The organism is Bacillus sp. FSL H8-0545, assembly GCF_038006105.1.
GTDB lineage: Bacteria > Bacillota > Bacilli > Bacillales > Bacillaceae_G > Bacillus_A > Bacillus_A cereus_U.
In genome coordinates this window covers 642,485-662,246 of sequence record NZ_JBBOUO010000001.1, presented here as the reverse complement: position 1 = coordinate 662,246, position 19,762 = coordinate 642,485, and the positions used below count along the sequence as shown (strand labels likewise).

Sequence of the window (19,762 nt, the reverse complement as noted above, 5' to 3'; positions counted from 1 at the left end):
TTCCTCCCAAAATCTAGAATCATTACTTTATTATATAAAAATAGAAAAATACTTAAATACCAACTAAAATATTCTTTTATTTCTTAACATTGGATAAAAAAAGAAGGTTCACTCTTTAAAGAGTGAACCTTCTTTTTTCTTTATTTCTTCGCCTTTGTTCCTACTAGATCACCCGTAATAACAAAACGCTTAGAATTATCCTTAACAGATACACATGTAATAAGTGTTATCTCATCTTTCCCATGATCCTCTACAACTTCCCATTTATCAGGAGTCACTTCAGATACACCGGTAACAGTATACTCATACTCATTTGCATTGTCATACAAATAAATTTTATCGTTCTTCTTTAAAGTTGATACATCACTAAATAAAACACCTTTTTTTGACATATTATGCCCTGCAAGCGCATAATTCCCCTGTCCCATTACTTGATTTTCTCTTACAGTTGCCGCACCTGATAATAAATTCTTTTCAGTCGACGCTTTTAAAACAGGAAGTTCTAATGAGATGCTCGGAATTGAAATACGACCGATTACTTGTTTTTTATCTAACGATGCACTCGCTACTTCTGCCAAGTCTGGTTGATTAATTTTTGAAGCATCTACAAATTCCGTGTCGTGCTTTTCATATTCCATCTTTTGAACAGCTTGTACATTCGCTGTCTGTTTCGTCTCTGCCTTATATCCATCATAAAATGGCTTTCCGATTAATACACCACCTACAACAAATAGAAGGATTGCTACTATACTATAAATTCTTTGCTTATTCATATACAGTTCCTTTCCGTTACAAAATCTTACTCTATATAAAATGATAAGACAATATTGCTATATGTACAAGTGTAAGCTGAAATAGAACCCTTCTTGCTAATGCAAGAAGGGTTCTTTTTAGACTAATTTATTTCTGTACAGGGATACGTAAAAGACTGTCATTTGAATAAAAAACATGAAAAATAAAATATATAATGGATATCCAGGAATATATAAATTAGCTACAGGAGAAAGTGTTAAAAATCCAATAGCAATAACTATTCCATACCAGAATGAAATAAATGTTGTCCGGCATGCCTTTTGTGTAATTGCTTTTTCCCGCTCGTCTTCTTGTGGAAATAATAACGGGTACATCCAATAAGAAAGAGCTTTATGTTTCTTCTTTTGAACTTTATAAAAAACCGTCGTTATAATAGCTACAATTGTTAACAATCCTAATGGTATCATATTGATTGTTACTTCAAACGGTACTTTCTCAGTTTCAATAATATTTGCCAGCTCTATCCAAGCATAATAGAGTTCAATAAACGCCCAAAAAGCTATCACAAATCTCAGCACATTTAAGATATAAGAAACCCCAATTCTATTCATCCTCTTCCCCCTCCTTATTTAAAACAAACACATCTTCCATCTTTAACTGGAACACATCACAAATCGTTAACGCTAGTAACAATGAAGGAACGTAATCCCCTTTTTCAATTGCAGCGATTGTTTGTCTCGTCACCCCAACCTTTTCTGCTAATACACTTTGCGTAAAATTAAAGCGAGCTCTTAATTCCTTCACTCTGTTTAAAATGGTCAAATTTACCACCTCTCAATATTATTGTATGCTACTCTTAACAAAATGTAAACTCAACTTAACATTATTTTCACAAAAAAATCCAACTTTACGTTTCGTAAAGTTGGATTACGTTTTAGTTTAAAATTGTAACTTTAACACTTCTTCTGCCCCAATTATTAGCTGTAGCTGAATCTGGCATTAATAAATCAATTATATGACCTTTAATCGCACTACCAGTATCTCCAGCAATCGCCGTACCGTAATTTTCCACATATACAGTAGAACCTAATGGAATCACAGCTGGATCTACAGCAATTAGTTTCATGTTTGGATTTGCAGTCAAATTATGTCCTAACTTAGACTTTACAATTTCACCCGGTTTATAGCCATTTTCAGATGGATCAGCTGTATAAGCAGTTGCTGTTACATAAAATTCTTTTCCACCTTGAGCTGGTTTTGGATCCGGCTTAGCTGGTGTTGTATCTTTAGCTACAGGCTCTGCCGGCTTAGCTGCCTGTTCTTCTTTTTGCTTAGCTGCTGCTGCCTTCGCTTTTGCCAACTCTTCTTGCTCAGCCTTTGCAGCTGCTTCAGCTTTTGCGCGCTCTTCTGCTGCAATTCTTGCTGCTTCTTGTTCACGAGCAATTGTTTCTTGTACTGCTTTCATATTTGCTTCAACTTTTGCTTTCTCTTCCGCTGCTAAATTAAGTTGGCTTGCAATCTGATTATATTTAGCTTGAACCGTTTGTAAGTTATCTTGACGTTTTTTCAAGTTATCTTGCAAATCTGCTTGTGCTTTTGCTAATTTTTGCTTATCTACTACTAAAGATGCTTCTTTTTCGTCAATTGCTTTTTTATCTTCTTCAATTTGACGAAGATCTTGTTCTTGTAGACGTAAAATTTCTTTATCTGCTTCTAGAATAGTAGTAACTGCGTTCATACGTTGTATGAAATCTGCAAAGTTTTTTGATTCTACAACAACTTCTACTACTAAACTCGTATTTGAGCTATTTTGAACAGAAACCATACGTTTTTTCATAATATCCTTACGAGCAAGGACTTTATCTTCTAAAACGATAATATCTGCTTTTTTTTGTTCAATCTGCTTATGTGTTTCATCGATTTTATGTTGAATAGCAGCTTGATCCTCTTTATTTTTTGCAATTGTATTATTTAAATTATGTAGTTCATTTTCGATACCTTGAATTTCTTTACTAACAGCTTGCTTCTCTTGCTCTTTCTTCTGCATATCTGCATCGTTTTGCTGCAATTGCTGTTGCATGTTGTTAAGTTTTTCGTCGTTTGACTCTGCTTTTACAGCGACTGTACTAGAAAGAACAATAATTCCTGCTAATAATAGACTACTGATTCGCTTAAAATAGTTCATAATCCGACTCCCTTCTTATACAGTTATACATGATTTATTTTACAGTTTGTTTACAAAACCATTAAATACAGTTTATTTTTCATGACAAAAAAAAGAGAATTGTGAATAAAATGTAATAGATTCTTAAATATTTAACAATTCCTATATTTAAAAATTATAAAAGATGCTAAAATCCAAATATAGAGAAAATATAACTTCTAAAGGCGGTTGAAATAAATACATGTTTACTCAAAAGAAGGCACTCCAACATAAAATTGATCAATTAGAAAATCGTATACAAGAATTAGAAGCAGAATTAAAACAAAAAGATATTGAAAAACAAGAGACTATTTCTTCTATCCACAATCGTATACAAAGCATTGTGCAAGAGCATCAACTTGTAAATAACCAGCACCATACACTCCAAAACTTAATTCAACAATTGAACGCATGCTTTGAAAATGTTTCTATGCGTACTACACATTCCAACGAATTAAATAACGAAATGCTACAAAAAGAGCAAAACTTAATTCAATCTATTGAAGAAATTATCGATTGCTCTAATGAAGGAAAAGAATCTGTTCACCGTTTACTCATTGTAATTAATAAATTAGGTGAACAATCTCAGCGCACATCTAATAGTATGAATCATTTAAGTGAACGCTCAAAAGAAATCGAGCAAATTGTAGAAGTCATTCAAAACATTGCAGCACAAACAAATTTACTTGCGTTAAATGCAAGTATTGAAGCTGCGCGTGCTGGAGAGCACGGTAAAGGGTTTGCGGTTGTTGCCAATGAAGTAAGAAAACTAGCAGAAAGTACGGCAGAGAGTACAAAAAATATCGGCAACTTAACGAAAAAAATTCAAGAAGAAATTGAAAAAGCATACGAAAACACAAAAGATAATTTACATTTGGTCGATGAAGGTGTAGAAATGAGTGCCGATACAAACGCTAGAATCGAAAATATTTTAATCATGATTCAAACGTTACAAAATGGTGCTACAAACGTTATTCAAGCAATTGAAAACCAAAAATCTTGTAATGATGATATATTAAGAGAATTTGCAAACACTCAACAAATGTTCCAAAAATTAAATACTACTATTATGAGCCATATTCATGATGCTGAAAAAGTCGATGTTCAATTGACTAAAGGTCTTCAAGAAACAGTATCTTCTCATTAACAATAAAAGCCCCTTATATCGCTATAAGGGGTTTTTATTATATTTCGAATATTTATTCCTTCTCAATATTCATCTATATCTTTGTTATAATGGAAAAGTTGTTTCTTTAGACTAATTAACAAGGAGGATGTTATGGAACAATTTTACTACATTTTAAAATACTTAATTCTTGGTCTGTTCCAAGGACTAACAGAGCCAATTCCGATTTCTTCAAGCGGTCACCTCGTTTTAGCACAGCATTTGCTAGGACTAAAAATAGAAGGGTTTAGCTTCGAACTACTTGTTAATTCAGCTTCATTATTAGCTGTATTACTTATTTATAGAAATGATTTAATTCGTCTAACGAAGAATGGTCTATCTTATATATTTACAAGAGCAGAAGACGCAAAATCAGATTTCTTCTTTATTATTTACCTTGTTATTGCAACCATTCCAGCAGGTGTAATTGGAGTTTTATTTAAAGATTATATCGACCACTATTTAAAAGGTGTGAAAATGGTTGGGATTTCCCTTCTTATTACTGCTATCGGCCTTTGGATTATTCGAAACTTGCGTGGACGTAAAAATGATGGCGACCTTTCTATGAAAGATGCAATCATTATTGGTCTAGCACAAGCTTGCGCACTAATTCCTGGTATAAGCAGATCAGGTGCTACAATCGTGGCAGCAATGTTACTTGGTATGAAGCAAGAAACAGCTCTTCGCTTCTCATTCTTACTATACATTCCTGTTAGCTTAGGTGGTTTATTGTTAAGTATTACAGACATTGCAAACGATCCAAATTTAGATACATTATTTGTACCTTATATTGTTGCTTTCATCGCAACATTTGTCATGACATATATTTCATTAAAATGGTTTATGAACATTATGGCAAAAGGAAATTTAAAATATTTCTCTTTCTACTGTATTATCGTAGGTGTGCTAACTATCATTTTCTTATAAAGTGAAACTTTAATCAGTGGGGGTTTTGTTCATCCCCCACTGATTATTAGCCCGCACCAATCGGGCGTTTACGGGCAGCAGGGCTCCCACCTAACTTCTTTGCTCGGGCCGAATTTTGAGGTGGGAGTTTTACTGCCCACAAATAGCGGGATAAAAAACCTCTTACTGCCCTCATACAGTAAGAGGTTTTTCCTTATGCATAAACTTTCTTTTCCTGACAATACAAGCGAATAACATGTGTATTTTTTTGAAATAAATCATGTGTTAAGCGAATAATAATAAAATTTCGTTTTGTATTATCATCATGAACAAAAATCTGTTCCCCCTCCTGAAAACGCCATGTGCTTTCAAAAGTTGTAATATGATCCCCGCTTACCGAAAAAAGCTCATATCGCATATCTAGTACCCTCTCTCAACTTATATAATCACGATATCCTTATATTAGATTTAGTATAACTTAATTTCGATAAAATTTGTAATTCTTTCTATTTCGAAATATTTTAACTTTGTTTTAAACTCCTTTTAGCGCTATAATGATAAACGAATTTTCATTGAAAGGAGCTTCATTTTGACTGCATATTTATTTCCAGTAAAAACAGCTTTTATTTTATTTCCTATTTTAGCAATGTTTCTATTAATTCCTTTTTTAATATTTAATTATCGAAAATACGGTTATTTAAATAAATGGCGCTCATTTATTTTATACTCATTATTACTTTACTTATTAAATGCCTATTTTCTTGTTATTTTGCCGTTACCACAAACGTATGATACTTGTAGCCTACAACCCGCTAATACACAGCATATGCAACTCTCACCATTTTATTTCATACAAGAGATTAGTAACCATACATCGGCAATTTTAACGAAACCAACTACTTATTTCTTGTTATTAAAAGAATCTGCATTTTTACAAGTTGCTTTTAACGTTCTATTAACCGTTCCATTCGGTATTTACTTACGTTATTATTTCCGACGTAGTTTCTTACAGACTATTTGTATTTCTTTTTGTCTTTCACTATTTTTCGAGCTAACACAGGTGACTGGATTATATGGTATATATAATTGTGCCTATCGCCTATTCGATATAGACGATTTGTTTTTAAATACATTAGGAGGAATCATTGGTTTTATTATCGCACCAATATTTACGTACTTCCTTCCGAAAGCAAACGAGTTAGATAGCCGTATTGATTTGGAAACGAAACCAGTTGGTTTTGTACGTCGTTTGATCGCTATGCAAATTGATTGGATTTTCTTATCTATCGTTGTACCATTCATTAAAAATAAAGGAAATTCTATATTTATTTCTAATATCCAATCTTACACAAATATATACGAACTCATTTTCATTACATGTTCGATCTTTATTTACTTTATTATCATTCCATACTTTACGAACGGAAAAACAATTGGGAAAGCATTGCTTCGTATTTACGTGAAAGGAAAGTCAGATCGTATTACAATGAAGGAACTATTCATCCGTTACGGTATATTCTATTTCATTTTAGGTGGAATCAACTATATTCTTTCTAGTAGCTCTATCTTAAATCATACAGAGCCTTTAGTATTACTAGTTATACTGTTATTCCAATTCGTAATTAACGGGCTATTTATTATTCATGTTTTATTACATGTATTTAGCAGTGATAAATTACTATTTTACGAGCGTATTAGTCATACAAGAAATGCAATTACACTTAAAAAAGCTGACAAATAATAATTTGTCAGCTTTTTTTCATACTCGTAAATAACTTTTCTGTATAAGGGCTTAAAAACATTCCTGTTTCATCTAGTGACTTCCTCATTTTTAGAAACGAATGCAATTCTGGATATATATTTTGTAATTTTTCGTACGTTAACGTATGCATTTTCCCCCAATGTGGGCGCCCTTCATACTTTAGAAAAATTTTCTCCACTTCACCAAAATAAGCGGCATATTTCATACCTTTATACATATGAACAGCAATATACGCTGAATCTCTTCCGTACGCTGGACTGAGCCATATATCATCATCTCTCACGTAGCGGCATTCAATCGGGAAGTGTACCTTATACTTTTTCTTTTCAATAAGATTTGAAATCTCTTCTACAACAGTCCTCATATACTTTGAAGGGACACTGTACTCCATTTCATAAAATGGAACCGTACGTGATGTAGCGAACACTTCATAGCTTGGTCCAATTATTTTTGTGTTTGGTACAGCCTTAGCTGATAATCGACTTACTCCTTTACTTATAGAAGGAAACCATTTACACCCTTTAGATAACAAAGAGAACATCCTATTTTCAAGTAACTCCACCTTTAGTTTATGCCATTTCAAATCACTTTCTTTACTCGTTGTTTTGTTTGTAAATTTCACTTGCACTTCATCTGAATAAGGAAAAACGAAAAATTCAAAATGACGATTCTTCTTATATTCTTCTAGTTTGTTCATTACAGTAGTTAATGACTGTTTTTCGCTTTCATAAACGAGAGAATACGCTGGGATAACCTTCAATTTTATCTTTACAATAATACCTAGCATTCCAAGCGACAGCTGAAATGCTTTCCAATATTCGGCGTTTTCGGTTTCTGAACAAACTATACTCTCACCTGTTGATAAAACTGCCGTAATCTCTATAACTTGTGTTGATAAACTCCCAAATGTAACACCCGTCCCATGAGTTCCCGTACTAATCGCTCCTGCAATAGATTGTGAATCAATATCCCCTAAATTTTCTTGCGCATAACCTTTTTCCTGAAGTAACTTCCCTAAATCATGTAACTTTGTTCCCGCCCACACTTCAACAGTCATCTTCTCTGCATCAATATTCATAATGCCCTTCAATTCATCTAAAGAAACTAAAATTTCTTCCGTTTGCACAAGAGGTGTAAACGAATGCCCTGAACCGACAACACGAATTTTCTTTCCTTTTTTTCGTGCAAGCCCCACAACTTCTACTACATCTTGTATACTTTTTGGATACATCGTATAATGCGGTGTTCCTTCTACATTCCCTGTCCAATTTCTCCATTTTTGTCCCTTTATAGAAAGCATTGTCCATCCCCCCGATATGTTGAATACTCTCCAACAATTTCCCCTTGTTTAATGCGATACAAAACAGGAAAACGCTCACATAACTCTCCAGCTTTACTATGACGAAACAAGATAGAATCTCCTATCGCTACTCGTTCCTCACCGTTATAAAAAATTGGCGTTTGCACTTCACCAGCACCTTCTAAAGCTAATAGTTTTGCACCACCCGGTCGCCAAACCTCAGGCTCTTTATCTTTACCAACTGCACCTGAGGCAATATATCCGCCACCTAGGCAAGTATAAATAAAAGGAGCCGGTTTACGTACAACTGGTAAAGCAAATCCAACGGCTGGCTGAAATTTTACTTCTTTATAATAATCAAACAGTTTAGGAGAGTAAAAGGCGGACCCTACAGTAATCTCCGTAACTGAGTTATCTTGCTCAGTTGTTTTTATACTTCCTGTTCCTCCCCCATTTACAAATCTTAGTTCAATACCAAGGTTTTGTAGTTCTTTTACGATACGTCCTCTTCTTTCTTTAACCTCTAACACTGATTTCTTCTTTAAATACGAAACCACTTTACTTTTCATCCATTGATTCGGTATATGATCCCCCACCCCGGCAATTTGAGCTTCATATCCCATTACACCATCTAGTATTAAGTATGATGAGCCCTTCACCTTTTCTACTATTTTCAAAGCGCTCTGCACATCTTTTACCGGGGATCTTTTTACACCAAAATGAAATTTCAAAAAACGACTACTCATATCAATATCCAAACAAACGCGAAAACACCCTTTAGACTTCTCAGCAATTTTTTCTAAATAAACAATATGGTCTTCACAATCCACCATACAAGTTATAATGAGCCCTTGCTTTGTTAGCAAACTAATTTCATATAAAGCTCTTTCATCATAAGCAGGATATCCGAGCAGTAGATCATTAAATCCTTGTTCAATTAAAAACAAAGCTTCTCTAGGAGAAAAACACATAATACCTTGAAAGCGATTATTTGCAGCTAAAATCTTTTTCATAATTGGAACAGAGCGTAATGATTTACTCGCTATGCGAATCTTCTTATCTCCACTTAACTCTATAATCGATTGAATATTCCTCTCTAAAGCCACTTCATCTAAAAATGCACACGGTAATGGAACTTCCTTAAAAATTCCTCTATCCATATTTTTCTCTCCTCTTCTATATATGTCTTATACATATTGGAAAGAAAGAATGATTTTCCTGTTTTCAAATAAAAAAAGTTTCTTCTTTACGAAGAAACTTTTTCAAGGCTACTCTACTTCATAGAAATAGTCGCCTCTACTGGATAATGATCCGAGTAATCATTATATGTATATTTTTTGAGCCATGACGTAACCGTCCATTGTGGCGATTTCGACTGTAACACCTTATTCTCTATATACGATGGATTAGCATGGTCCTTACTTGTAATAATATAATCTAAATACTCGGCAGGGCTATCGGGGAAGTTATATTTCGCAATACTGTTTGTCATCGCATCCCAAGTTGCAGTATGTCCAGTATAAGATGGAATAGAAGCGTGCAATGTTTTGAACATGGATGCGTACTCTGAGTCACTATTGTTCTCAGCATTTATTTTATTTACATTCATATCACCACCAATTAACACATACTCGTTATTTGGTATATTTTTATTTTTAATAAACTCTTGAATTTCTTGTAGCTGTTTTGTACGTACAGATGCTGGCAAAGTTTGTCCACACATATTATCTTCAGCTTGTAAATGCGTCCCAATTACATGCACGAAACGATCATTTTTCTTAATTTTTGTGTATACAAATCCTTTATTCGATAAGTTATCTGGCCCGCAGCCTTTTTCGAATACATATTGAACCTTTTCAACAATTGGCCATTTACTTACAATAGCTACACCGCCATCTTCAGGGGTCGAAGATGAATAGTTACCTAACGTTTTATCCCATTCGTTTCCGTTACTACGACCTAATACCGCTGTTTGGTTTGGATATTCTTTCTTTAAATTCCCTAACAAATGATTCGAAGCGTTATTATCAAATACTTCATTTAATATAACAACATCTTGATTTTTCATATAATCCGCTGCCCCAATTAAATCCGCACGCTCATTTTGTCCCCAGTTTGGATATAAATTCGTTGATAACATATATACATTATGGGTCATTACTTTTAACGTATCATTTTGATTTGTAGACATTTCTGCTTGAGCTGAAGATCCACTATATAAAGCTCCTAAACCAATACCAAAGCTAAGTACACCTTTTAGCAATTTACCTTTCACGTTTCATACCTCCATGTACTGTGTAGTGATAAAAAGGCCAAATACTCTATTCTGAGATTTGACCTTTTTCAAATATTTAACGATTTCCGTACGTATCAAACCAAAGCTGGATGTATCCAGCAGTAACACGTTGTGCATCCATTAATCGCGTACCTGTCATTGGTGTAACTTCAGCGCGCCATTTATCTGCATATTCTTGTGATACAGCCGCTTTCACGAACCAATCTTTCGTATTATCATTTACAATGCCAGAGTAATCTTGTTTCGCAACTACTGCCGCTCCATGAATCCAATCTTCTGGATTTGTACCTTTCCAGTTCCAATATCCATTTCCATCCGTTACTTTATAATTATCTTTTATCGTATCTACAAAGTTTTCATATTTAGAATGGAACCCTTGTGGATACGAAAGATTTGTAAAGTTTGCTGCATGCATCGGTTGATTTACATCCCCTAAATAATGAAGAGATAACCCCAAATAGAAGAATGCTTGTTTCATATCTTTATTTTTGTATGACTCACCTGCTAATTTGAAATATTTAGCTCCAGTTTCCTTTGCCTGCTTTGCAAATGGAATATAAGTTTTTCCATTGTCAGGGTCATAGAAGTGTGAAGCAAATGTGCTATTATCATAATAAGGATTTTCATAGTCAGCAGCATAAATACCGTTCTCTAACTCCGTACGCCATTCATTTAATAGTGCAACTTGATCTTGTTTTACAAGTGTTGTATTACGAGACATAATATCCATTGCACGGTTTACAATCCATAAATGAGAGTTTACGCCTTCTTTATGCTTATCTTCAGCAGACCAGCGCGGAATAACTCCAACTCTCTGTCCTCCATCGTTTTCATGAGCAAATGCAACGCTTTGTAATGGCGCTACTAACGTAATAGCTGCTGCTAAAGCAAGAACTTTCTTTTTCATCTGAAATCCTCCATTTTATAATTGAATTATTGTTCATATTTTTTTAGGATCCTATGATGTCTTCCGGTTAACCTATGACTAGAATATCCCACCTTTCACAAAATTTCTATCAATAAATTAAAATATGCAAATGTTCATATTACTATAACTTTATACATAGTGAACGTAATGAATGAATACACTTACAGTGTAATAAAGTATTGTTAAGCTACTGCAAATAATTTTCTAAACTAATGTAAAAAAAGAGTAAAGCGATTAACCGCTCTACTCTTTTTTTCTTTTCGATAATATACTTGGCAGTTGCACATTAATTGCCAATTTATGAATAAATCCAAACACTAATCCAATCCCGATAAATATGTATAAGATCGTAAATACCTTTCCAAAATCAGTTTGCGGACTAAAATTCCCATCACCGACAGTCGTCAACGTGACCACACTAAAATATAAAGCGTCAAGAGGACGTAATCCTTCAACTGTACTATAAAAAATCGTCCCCGATGTTAATGTCAAAATTGTTAATACGAATAACACTTGAAACTCTTTATCTTTCCATGCTCGTAAACAGGCTCTTAACATCCGTTTCAATGTCAACATAAATGAAAGCATTGGACTTCCCCTTCCAAACAAAAATACCTTTAGTTAAAGGAAAGTCTATCACCTTTCAGTATAGAAAAAAAGTAGCCCTTTTCTATTGTATATTATTTAGGTGAAACAAGAATTTTCACTTGTTTTTTATCTTTTACAAGTGCTTCAAAGCCTTCTTCAACAACTTGGTCCACTGTAATTTTTTTCGTAATTAATTTCTCTGCTTGAATTTGGCCAGAGCTAATTAATTTAATAACAGCTGGGAATATATGACGATATCCAAGAATACCGATAACTTCTTTTTCTTTTAATACAAGGTTGTTCGGAGTAATTGTCGCATCTTTTTCCCACACACTAACAATTACAGTTTGGCCTTCAAAACTTGTACTTTCAATTGCTTGACGAAGTACAACTTCAACACCTGTTACTTCAAAGCTAACATTTACACCTAAACCATTTGTTAAGTTACGAATTTCTGCTAGTACATCTTGAGTTGCTGGATTTAATACGTAATCAGCACCTGCTAATTTAGCTAGCTCTTGACGTTCTTTAGAAAGTTCCACTGCGATAACAGGAGTTGCTCCTGCTGCTTTAGCTGCTTGGATAACAAGAAGTCCAATTGGACCACAACCAAATACTGCTACAGCTTCCCCTTCTTTTAATTTACTTTGACGTACTGCATGAACTGCTACTGCTGCTGGTTCTACAAGCGCACCTTGTTCATACGTCATTTCATCTGGAATATGATGAACCATATCTTCTGGTACTACTGTATATTCAGAGAAACCACCGCCGTCTCCACCAAGACCGTGGAAAACAAGTTGTTCACAAACATTGTAATGTCCATGTTTACAAGCTTCACATTTACCACAAGAATAAATTGGTTCTACAACAACGCGGTCTCCCACTTTATGAGATGTAACTCCTTCACCAATTTCTACTACCTCACCACTAAACTCATGACCTAAAATAACCGGTGCTTTTACGTGTGTTAATGGATGTTCTTCTGTTGGAATAAAAATAGGACCTGCTAAATATTCATGCAGGTCTGTCCCGCAGATACCACACCATTTAACTTTAATTTTCACTGCTCCTGGTCTTACAGTTGGTTCTGGTACTTCTTCTACTCGTACATCATGTTGATTATGCCAAAGTAATGCTTTCATTTTATACATTCCTCTCTATGTATATACTTAACCTGGTGAAGTTTACAAATCTATTATAATACTTTTATCCATATATTTCAAAAAACAATCTCGTTTTCACTAATTTTTAACAAATAACGTTCAATATTTTGTCACTTTGTACTTTTTTCCACATCTGTTAATTCAATTTCATTGCGGTTGAAATTAGCATTATGCCATAATAGCATAGGAGAGGTGAATATCGCTTGAAATATTTTATTTACTTTATTGTTATCGTAGCGTTTTTAGATACATTTTCACAATTACCTATTATGAGTACTTTCGCTCAAAGCCTTGGAGGAACCCCTCTTGTTATCGGGCTAGTTGTCGGTATGTACTCATTCGCTAATATGATCGGTAATATTATTGCTGGAGCCGCTGTTGATAAATTTGGTGCAAAAAAAATCCTTTATATAAGCATGGGAATTACGAGTTTCATAGTCTTGTTATACACCGTTGTTCAAAGTGGTGAACAACTATTAGTTGTGCGCTTTATGCACGGTTTTAGTGACGGATTTTTAATTCCTGCTGCCTTTACGTTTTTATCAAAACAAACAAATTCAGCAAGGCAAGGTAAGGCAATGGCTCTATCTGGTGCTGCTGTTGGAACAGCGGCAATCGTAGGACCTGCTTTCAGCGGCATTATGAAAGCAACAGCTGGTATAGAGTGGGTGTTCATTACCATTTCGATTTTAATGGTCCTTGGTACAATCGTATCTCTATTCTTCTTACCAAATAACGTATCAAGGAAAGATACATCAAGAACACAAATGATGAACCAAGAAGATATGATTGAACTATTGAGATCTGAACCTTTATTACAAGCATATATTGGTGCTTTCACACTCATGTTTTCACAAGGGATTGTCACTTATATGTTACCAGTAAAAGTTGAGGCGTTAGCACTTAAAGCATCTACAACAGGCATGATGTTAAGTGTATTCGGAATTACCGCTATCCTCTTCTTCTTACTGCCAACAAATCGCATTTACGATCGATTTAATCGTTCAAAACTAATGCTAATCGGGATTGCAGTAATGGCACTAGCGTTATCTTTACTCGGATTATTTGCAACAAAAGGCATGCTCTTTATCGTTATGATGATTTATGGAATTGGATTCGCTATCCTCTTCCCAGCAATTAATGCTTTACTTGTTGAAAATACAACAGATGGTAACCGAGGGAAAGCATTCGGATTGTTTTATGCATTCTTCTCGTTAGGAGTTGTTGCTGGCTCCTTTACAGTCGGAGCAATCGGAGCATCTCCTAGCGCTAGCTTTGTTATCGGAACAGCATTCTTATTAACATTTGCCGGAATGATTTATGTAAGAAGCAAAGTAAAAAAGACAATGATGGGTTAATTCCATCATTGTCTTTTTTTAAAATGCATATTGATATAATCCGTAATATAACGGAAAAGTTGGGATAATGCCAATTAATTTAAATATAAAAGGTAATGGCTCATCTTTCTCTTCATATAATCGTAAAACAAAAACTGCAGTTAAAGTCCAAATGATGCTAAACACAAAGATGCATTGCCAAACGATTGGCGTCAATATTTGTACATCAAAAACAAATCCAAATAGTCCTATCCATGTAATAATAGACACTACAAAATCAAACTTTTGAATCGGTGTTTGAAACATCCCTCTTACTAACGAAGTAATAGCTAATATCGCTACAATTACTAAATAAATTTTCCACAACATAATGATAATCTCCTATTCAATTCAACTTTTAACTTTCAACAAACCATACTTAATGAATAATATGGCATTATATTTTTCATAGAAATAATACAACGGATAACAAAATAAGAAGAAAATAAGTACGGTTGGTACATGATCTACAATAGAAAAATGTTTTCCTAGCAATTCTTTAATACTCTCTCCAATAATAATAAACAGTGGGATAATACAAATTGCCGCTAATATTAAACATGGTGTTATCCTCATTTCTTTCAGCTTTACCTTACAATGCGGACACCTTAATGAAAAAGGATGTGGGATATCGATAATATGTTGTGCAGTAATACTCTCTTCACATTGTGGACATGCAATTGTTTCTTTCATTTATAACTCACTCCTTTCTGTCATTAAAAAGGAGCTCTATCCAATAGAGCTCTTTTTTCGCCTAATATATTACTTTTGTGTATAGCCAAATAACAATGTAAATAAATTGCACTGTAAAAGCAATGCTACATCTCTTCTTTTAAAAAGAAAGTTTATAAATACCAACGATACTTCGACAATTTCCTCGGAAATATTTCCTTTCCCCACATAATTTGATACACTACATATAGATAAACAGTTGTATTACACAAGCTAAAATAATAACTTAATGTACAAATATAAAAGCACACTCTTCATATGAAGAATGTGCTTTTATTTTATTAACGTCTAATCCAAACAGCACCTGCAGACTTATCATCTGCTTGTCCAACAACTTGGAATTTAAGCCCAAGGTTTGGAACTTTTCGTCCTGCGTCAGCAATTTGTTTGTTGCTGTATACTTTTGAATCATCAAATGTTGTAACACCTTGTAATCCGGTATAATTAAATTGTCCACGTGTTAATGAATTTGCACTCCATGCTGGCGTTTGATCAAATGAAAATGCAGCATCTGCAATTTGCATTCCAGTATTACCGTACGCTGGTTTCCCGTTTAGATTGCCAACTAACGCTTCTGGATGAGAGTCAACAACACCAAGGAATCCTTCACCTGGATGCACCCCAACCCAGTTATCTTTGAAGCTATCATCTGCATACCAAACGACAAGACCTGTATTATACACCGGACCTCTTCCCGCTTTTAATCCATTATCTGACCCAGCATAGTTTCTCCACTCTAGATAATAATAATGGGGTTTCTTTTCTGTCCCATCAGAAACAACGAATCCATTTAACTTCATTTTAGATTGTCCTTCTGCATCATCTGAAAATACTACTTGTCCATCAACTGTTACATCTACATTATCCATTGCAAAACCTTTATATGTTAAAGCTGGATCTGTAATATAGTCGAATTGTAGTTTAACTTTCTTCCCTTTGAACTGACTTAAATCGTATGATTTATCAATCCATTTCCCATCTGTTGTATCTTTATCATCTTGTACTATCTTTTCTCCTAATCTATCAATCAATGTTTTTGTTCCATCTTCAGTTACAACATGTACTTCGATGAAATCACACTCAGCTTCTAATTCATAATTCGCCTTATAATCAAACTTTGCATTTGTTCCCTTCGTTAAATCAAAGAACGGTGTTTCTAATTTCGTATGAATATCATCGCCTCTTGTACTATAGTATGCCTGTTTTCCAAACCCAGGCTTAATTGTTTCGATACTCTTATCTGGTAAATTGACACGTACTATACCTGGACGATTTGATTTTGTAACACTTTGATCAATATATGTAGGAACTCCTACACCACGCTTAATTTTATCGTAATCTACTTCTAAAATTTCCGCCCAGTTGCCGCCCATATTCTTTTGTAAAAAGTCTTTATTTTGTGGAGAAAAACTAGTTGGCTCTGTTCCTGCGATTTTCCCTGTCCAGCTACCTCCACTCATCAATGACCAAGCTTCGACTGGTGATCCAGTTCCAGTATACTTCGTATCATATTCATCCGGTAAACCAAGGTCATGTCCAAATTCATGTGCAAACACACCTACTGCACCGTCTTCTGGTTCAATTGTGTAATCATGCGCTGCTACTTTTCCATCCCAATAATCTACCTTTGATTTTGTACCTTCAATCGCTACTGGATCTCTTGCTAATTTTGAACGATGTGACCAAATCGCATCATCACCTAATTTACCGCCACCAGCTTCTTGACCAACACCAGCATGGATTACCATTAAATGATCAATTACACCGTCAGATTCATTTTGATTCCCATCACCATTTGTATCATATCTATCGAATTGATCAAATTGAGATAAATCTAACCCTTTCTCAGCAGCTGCTTGTAAAGCTTCCTTCACTAAATCACGTGCACCTTTTGGTCCTTTATTATCATGACCACTGCTACCATCAGCTCCGTAATCAGATGCTTTGCCTGGGACAGTTAGCCACTCCGTTACATATCCGTCTGTCGTATAACTACCGCCAGACTGCTCTTCATAATATTGTTTAAATGTTTTTACTTTCGAACCATCAAATAATGTGTAAGGTTCCTTACCGAATAACATCTTTTGATAATGTTCTCTACTAAAGTCTTTCGAATACATATAACCTGGTGTTTGTTCAATATTATTATGTTTATAATCACTAAATTCAACGAGTAACACTAACACTTTATCATTGCGAACAGATCCACTATATGGAGCTTGTTTCGCCTTAGAAGTTGGAACTTTCCCATCTAATTGCTTTTTATTTGGCTCTGGCTTTTGCTCAGGGCTAACATTTTTTTCAGCTTTCTTTACTTTTTCCTTTTCTTCCATCTTTTTCTCTTTTACCTTTTTCACGAAATCAGATGCTTCTTGAGCAGCATCATCTGGAAGAATTTCTTTATTTGCCTGATCCCCTTGTTTCTTTTCAATATATTGCTCTACAGCCTTTTTTGTCTCTTCTTTTGATGATGCTGGATTAATTGTTCCTCTTTCTTTCAGCGCTTCCGCTAAACGATCTTCTTGAATTAAGTTATGATCAATTGGCGTTGTAGACACACTTTCTTTTGCTGGCGTTTCTGCGTATGCTAACGGAGCACTCATTACAGCTGAGCATCCGATGAATGTCGCGATCGTTAATGATGACAACACTTTAAATGGCGCTTTTTTTCTCATTTTAATCATCCCCTTGTATCAATCTTAAACTTCAGATAAAAACACGTAATCTATCCTCCCTTGTATAATAAAAGACATGATTCTATAAGCAATAAGCTTTCTGTTATAGAATCATGCCCTCCAGTTTTCTGGTCAGACCCTCTATCTTTTTATGTCGAAATGTGAAAAATAAAGAGTGATTTGTTATATATTAAATAGCTTATATTAAAAATTTAAAAGACAATATGCACAATTGCATGAAAATTCTTTCAAACAAAAAAAAGAACCCAAGTTAATTAAACTTGGGTTCTCCATTTCGTATTATTTCTCTTGTGTTTTTTCCCAATCAGCTAAGAATTTCTCAATTCCTTGATCTGTTAATGGGTGCTTCACTAATGAAGCGATTACGTTTGCTGGGATTGTTGCAATATGTGAACCGTTTAATGCTGCTTCTGTTACGTGAACACTGTGACGTACAGATGCTGCAATGATTTCTGTTTCAATGCCGTGAATTGCAAAGATTTCTGCGATTTGGCGGATTAAGTCCATACCGTTATGACCGATATCATCTAGGCGACCTAAGAATGGTGAAACGTATGTCGCACCAGCGCGAGCTGCAAGTAATGCTTGCACTGCAGAGAATACTAATGTAACGTTTGTACGAATTCCTAAATCTGAGAATGCTTTTACTGCTTTTAAGCCTTCTGTTGTCATTGGAACTTTTACAACAACGTTTGGAGCGATTTTTGCTAACTCTTTTCCTTCTTCAATCATTTTATCAGCTTCTAAGCTAATTACTTCTGCGCTTACAGGTCCTTCAATAAAGCTGCAAATTTCACGAATACGCTCATGGAAATCTACGCCTTCTTTTGCTACAAGTGATGGATTTGTCGTTACTCCAGCTACTACACCTAATGCATTTGCCTCTTTAATTTCGTTAATGTTTGCTGTATCAATAAAAAATTTCATTTGTTATTCTTCCTTCCTAATTTTCATTTTATATTTATTTATTTTTTCTTAATAAGCTCTAATTCAATCGGAACAAATTTGTCCACTTTTTTACCTTGCGTTATTTCTTTCGCTGTTTCCATCGCCTTCTCTCCGATTAATTCCGGTTTTTGAGCGACTGTTGCTGCCATGCGCCCATCTTTAACCGCTTTTACAGCATCGTCCGTTGCATCAAATCCAACAACGACTACGTCCGTTTTGCCAGCAGATTTCAACGCCTCAAGTGCGCCTAATGCCATTTCATCGTTATGAGCAAACACTGCTTTTATATCGCTATTTGCTTGCAAAATATTTTCCATAACGGATAACCCTTTTGCACGATCGAAATCAGCTGCTTGTTTTGCTACTACTTTTAAAGACTTATCAGCTACGTTATGGAATCCTTTCCCACGCTCACGAGCAGCAGATGATCCTGGGATTCCTTCTAACTCAGCAACATTTGTTCCTTCACCAACTAATTCCCGAATGTAATCACTAGCCATTTGACCACCTTCGACATTGTTAGAAGCAATGTGAGAAACAACTTTACCTGAATTCGCAACTCGGTCTACTGTAATAACAGGAACATTGGCTGCATTAGCTGCACTTACCGCTGAAGCAACGGCATCTGAGTCAGTTGGATTAATAACAACTACATCGACACCTTTTTGAATTAAATCTTCAACATCGTTTGTTTGCTTCGCTGCATCATTTTGTGCATCAACAGCAATTAGTTCAATGCCACTGTCTTTTGCTTTCTTTTCTGCACCTTTTTTCAACGTGACGAAAAATGGATTATTTAAAGTGGAAACAGAAAATCCAACTTTAATAGTTTTATTTCGACCTTTATCGCTAGAATCCTTTGCCCAATCTGGTGGTTCCATTGAACAACCAGCAGTAACTACCATGATGCATGCAACGAGTATCAGTAACCATTTTTTCATGA

At 34.8% G+C, this 19,762-nt stretch carries 20 protein-coding genes; 4 read left to right on the top strand and 16 right to left on the bottom strand.

The genetic code is table 11. From position 1 onward, the window contains the following. Window positions 1-140: 140 nt before the first annotated feature. The 4 genes from MHI07_RS03380 to MHI07_RS03365 all read right to left on the bottom strand — a co-directional run bounded on the left by MHI07_RS03380 (window position 141) and on the right by MHI07_RS03365 (window position 2,938). Complete coding sequence (locus MHI07_RS03380; RefSeq protein ID WP_131231995.1) at window positions 141-773, bottom strand: class A sortase; 633 nt, start codon at window positions 771-773, stop codon at window positions 141-143. A gap of 117 nt (window positions 774-890) precedes the next feature. After that, on the bottom strand, window positions 891-1,364 hold the full coding sequence (locus tag MHI07_RS03375) for a DUF2178 domain-containing protein (protein WP_340821950.1): 474 nt from the start codon (window positions 1,362-1,364) through the stop codon (window positions 891-893). Beyond that, window positions 1,357-1,575, bottom strand: a complete 219-nt coding sequence (locus tag MHI07_RS03370; protein ID WP_000154019.1) for a helix-turn-helix transcriptional regulator — start codon at window positions 1,573-1,575, stop codon at window positions 1,357-1,359. The genes MHI07_RS03375 and MHI07_RS03370 overlap by 8 nt, the downstream gene beginning before the upstream one ends. Before the next feature lie 112 nt (window positions 1,576-1,687). After that, window positions 1,688-2,938: a 3D domain-containing protein gene (locus MHI07_RS03365; RefSeq protein WP_078180763.1), complete on the bottom strand. Its 1,251-nt coding sequence runs from the start codon at window positions 2,936-2,938 to the stop codon at window positions 1,688-1,690. Window positions 2,939-3,158: 220 nt separating this feature from the next. Between MHI07_RS03365 and MHI07_RS03360 the strand changes: the two genes are divergently transcribed. Beyond that, complete coding sequence (locus tag MHI07_RS03360) at window positions 3,159-4,103, top strand: methyl-accepting chemotaxis protein (protein ID WP_131231992.1); 945 nt, start codon at window positions 3,159-3,161, stop codon at window positions 4,101-4,103. Window positions 4,104-4,235: 132 nt separating this feature from the next. After that, complete coding sequence (locus tag MHI07_RS03355; protein WP_002010553.1) at window positions 4,236-5,048, top strand: undecaprenyl-diphosphate phosphatase; 813 nt, start codon at window positions 4,236-4,238, stop codon at window positions 5,046-5,048. A gap of 193 nt (window positions 5,049-5,241) precedes the next feature. On the opposite strand, the gene MHI07_RS03350 is transcribed toward MHI07_RS03355, so the two are convergent. Continuing rightward, on the bottom strand, window positions 5,242-5,445 hold the full coding sequence (locus tag MHI07_RS03350) for a hypothetical protein (RefSeq protein ID WP_016103553.1): 204 nt from the start codon (window positions 5,443-5,445) through the stop codon (window positions 5,242-5,244). Between the two features lie 171 nt (window positions 5,446-5,616). On the opposite strand from MHI07_RS03350, the gene MHI07_RS03345 reads away from it, so the two are divergent. Beyond that, window positions 5,617-6,768 (top strand): VanZ family protein, encoded by a 1,152-nt coding sequence (locus tag MHI07_RS03345; RefSeq protein ID WP_016103552.1) that lies wholly within the window; start codon window positions 5,617-5,619, stop codon window positions 6,766-6,768. A gap of 7 nt (window positions 6,769-6,775) precedes the next feature. Here MHI07_RS03345 and MHI07_RS03340 read toward each other — a convergent pair whose 3' ends face one another. The 6 genes from MHI07_RS03340 to bdhA all read right to left on the bottom strand — a co-directional run bounded on the left by MHI07_RS03340 (window position 6,776) and on the right by bdhA (window position 13,046). Continuing rightward, a complete protein-coding gene (locus MHI07_RS03340) occupies window positions 6,776-8,089 on the bottom strand; it encodes a D-arabinono-1,4-lactone oxidase (RefSeq protein ID WP_340821946.1) in 1,314 nt (437 codons plus the stop codon). Continuing rightward, window positions 8,077-9,249: an amino acid deaminase/aldolase gene (locus MHI07_RS03335; RefSeq protein WP_340821944.1), complete on the bottom strand. Its 1,173-nt coding sequence runs from the start codon at window positions 9,247-9,249 to the stop codon at window positions 8,077-8,079. The genes MHI07_RS03340 and MHI07_RS03335 overlap by 13 nt, the downstream gene beginning before the upstream one ends. 113 nt (window positions 9,250-9,362) lie before the next feature. Then, window positions 9,363-10,364, bottom strand: a complete 1,002-nt coding sequence (gene sph, locus MHI07_RS03330; RefSeq protein WP_340821941.1) for a sphingomyelinase C — start codon at window positions 10,362-10,364, stop codon at window positions 9,363-9,365. Between the two features lie 76 nt (window positions 10,365-10,440). Beyond that, the gene (gene cerA / locus MHI07_RS03325) at window positions 10,441-11,292 is read right to left on the bottom strand and encodes a phospholipase CerA (protein ID WP_002114146.1); all 852 of its coding nucleotides are present in this window, start codon (window positions 11,290-11,292) and stop codon (window positions 10,441-10,443) included. Window positions 11,293-11,556: 264 nt separating this feature from the next. After that, entirely contained in the window at window positions 11,557-11,901 is a 345-nt protein-coding gene (locus tag MHI07_RS03320) for a potassium channel family protein (protein WP_131231990.1), read from the bottom strand. A 92-nt stretch (window positions 11,902-11,993) separates the two neighbouring features. Next, window positions 11,994-13,046, bottom strand: a complete 1,053-nt coding sequence (gene bdhA / locus MHI07_RS03315; protein WP_002114142.1) for a (R,R)-butanediol dehydrogenase — start codon at window positions 13,044-13,046, stop codon at window positions 11,994-11,996. Window positions 13,047-13,270: 224 nt separating this feature from the next. Between bdhA and MHI07_RS03310 the strand changes: the two genes are divergently transcribed. Then, on the top strand, window positions 13,271-14,425 hold the full coding sequence (locus MHI07_RS03310; protein ID WP_340821936.1) for an MFS transporter: 1,155 nt from the start codon (window positions 13,271-13,273) through the stop codon (window positions 14,423-14,425). Window positions 14,426-14,443: 18 nt separating this feature from the next. Here MHI07_RS03310 and MHI07_RS03305 read toward each other — a convergent pair whose 3' ends face one another. The 5 genes from MHI07_RS03305 to rbsB form a co-directional block, all read right to left on the bottom strand. Beyond that, window positions 14,444-14,773 carry a hypothetical protein gene (locus MHI07_RS03305; RefSeq protein ID WP_002159283.1) on the bottom strand — a complete coding sequence of 110 codons (330 nt, stop codon included), beginning with the start codon at window positions 14,771-14,773 and terminating at the stop codon, window positions 14,444-14,446. Between the two features lie 21 nt (window positions 14,774-14,794). Then, window positions 14,795-15,136: a hypothetical protein gene (locus tag MHI07_RS03300; protein ID WP_002159284.1), complete on the bottom strand. Its 342-nt coding sequence runs from the start codon at window positions 15,134-15,136 to the stop codon at window positions 14,795-14,797. A 320-nt stretch (window positions 15,137-15,456) separates the two neighbouring features. Next, window positions 15,457-17,850, bottom strand: coding sequence for a M6 family metalloprotease immune inhibitor InhA2 (inhA2, locus tag MHI07_RS03295; protein ID WP_340821933.1), 2,394 nt, complete (start codon window positions 17,848-17,850; stop codon window positions 15,457-15,459). Window positions 17,851-18,150: 300 nt separating this feature from the next. After that, window positions 18,151-18,798, bottom strand: coding sequence for a fructose-6-phosphate aldolase (fsa, locus tag MHI07_RS03290; RefSeq protein WP_000667669.1), 648 nt, complete (start codon window positions 18,796-18,798; stop codon window positions 18,151-18,153). 38 nt (window positions 18,799-18,836) lie between these two features. Beyond that, window positions 18,837-19,760: a ribose ABC transporter substrate-binding protein RbsB gene (rbsB, locus tag MHI07_RS03285; protein WP_002159286.1), complete on the bottom strand. Its 924-nt coding sequence runs from the start codon at window positions 19,758-19,760 to the stop codon at window positions 18,837-18,839. Window positions 19,761-19,762 lie beyond the last annotated feature (2 nt).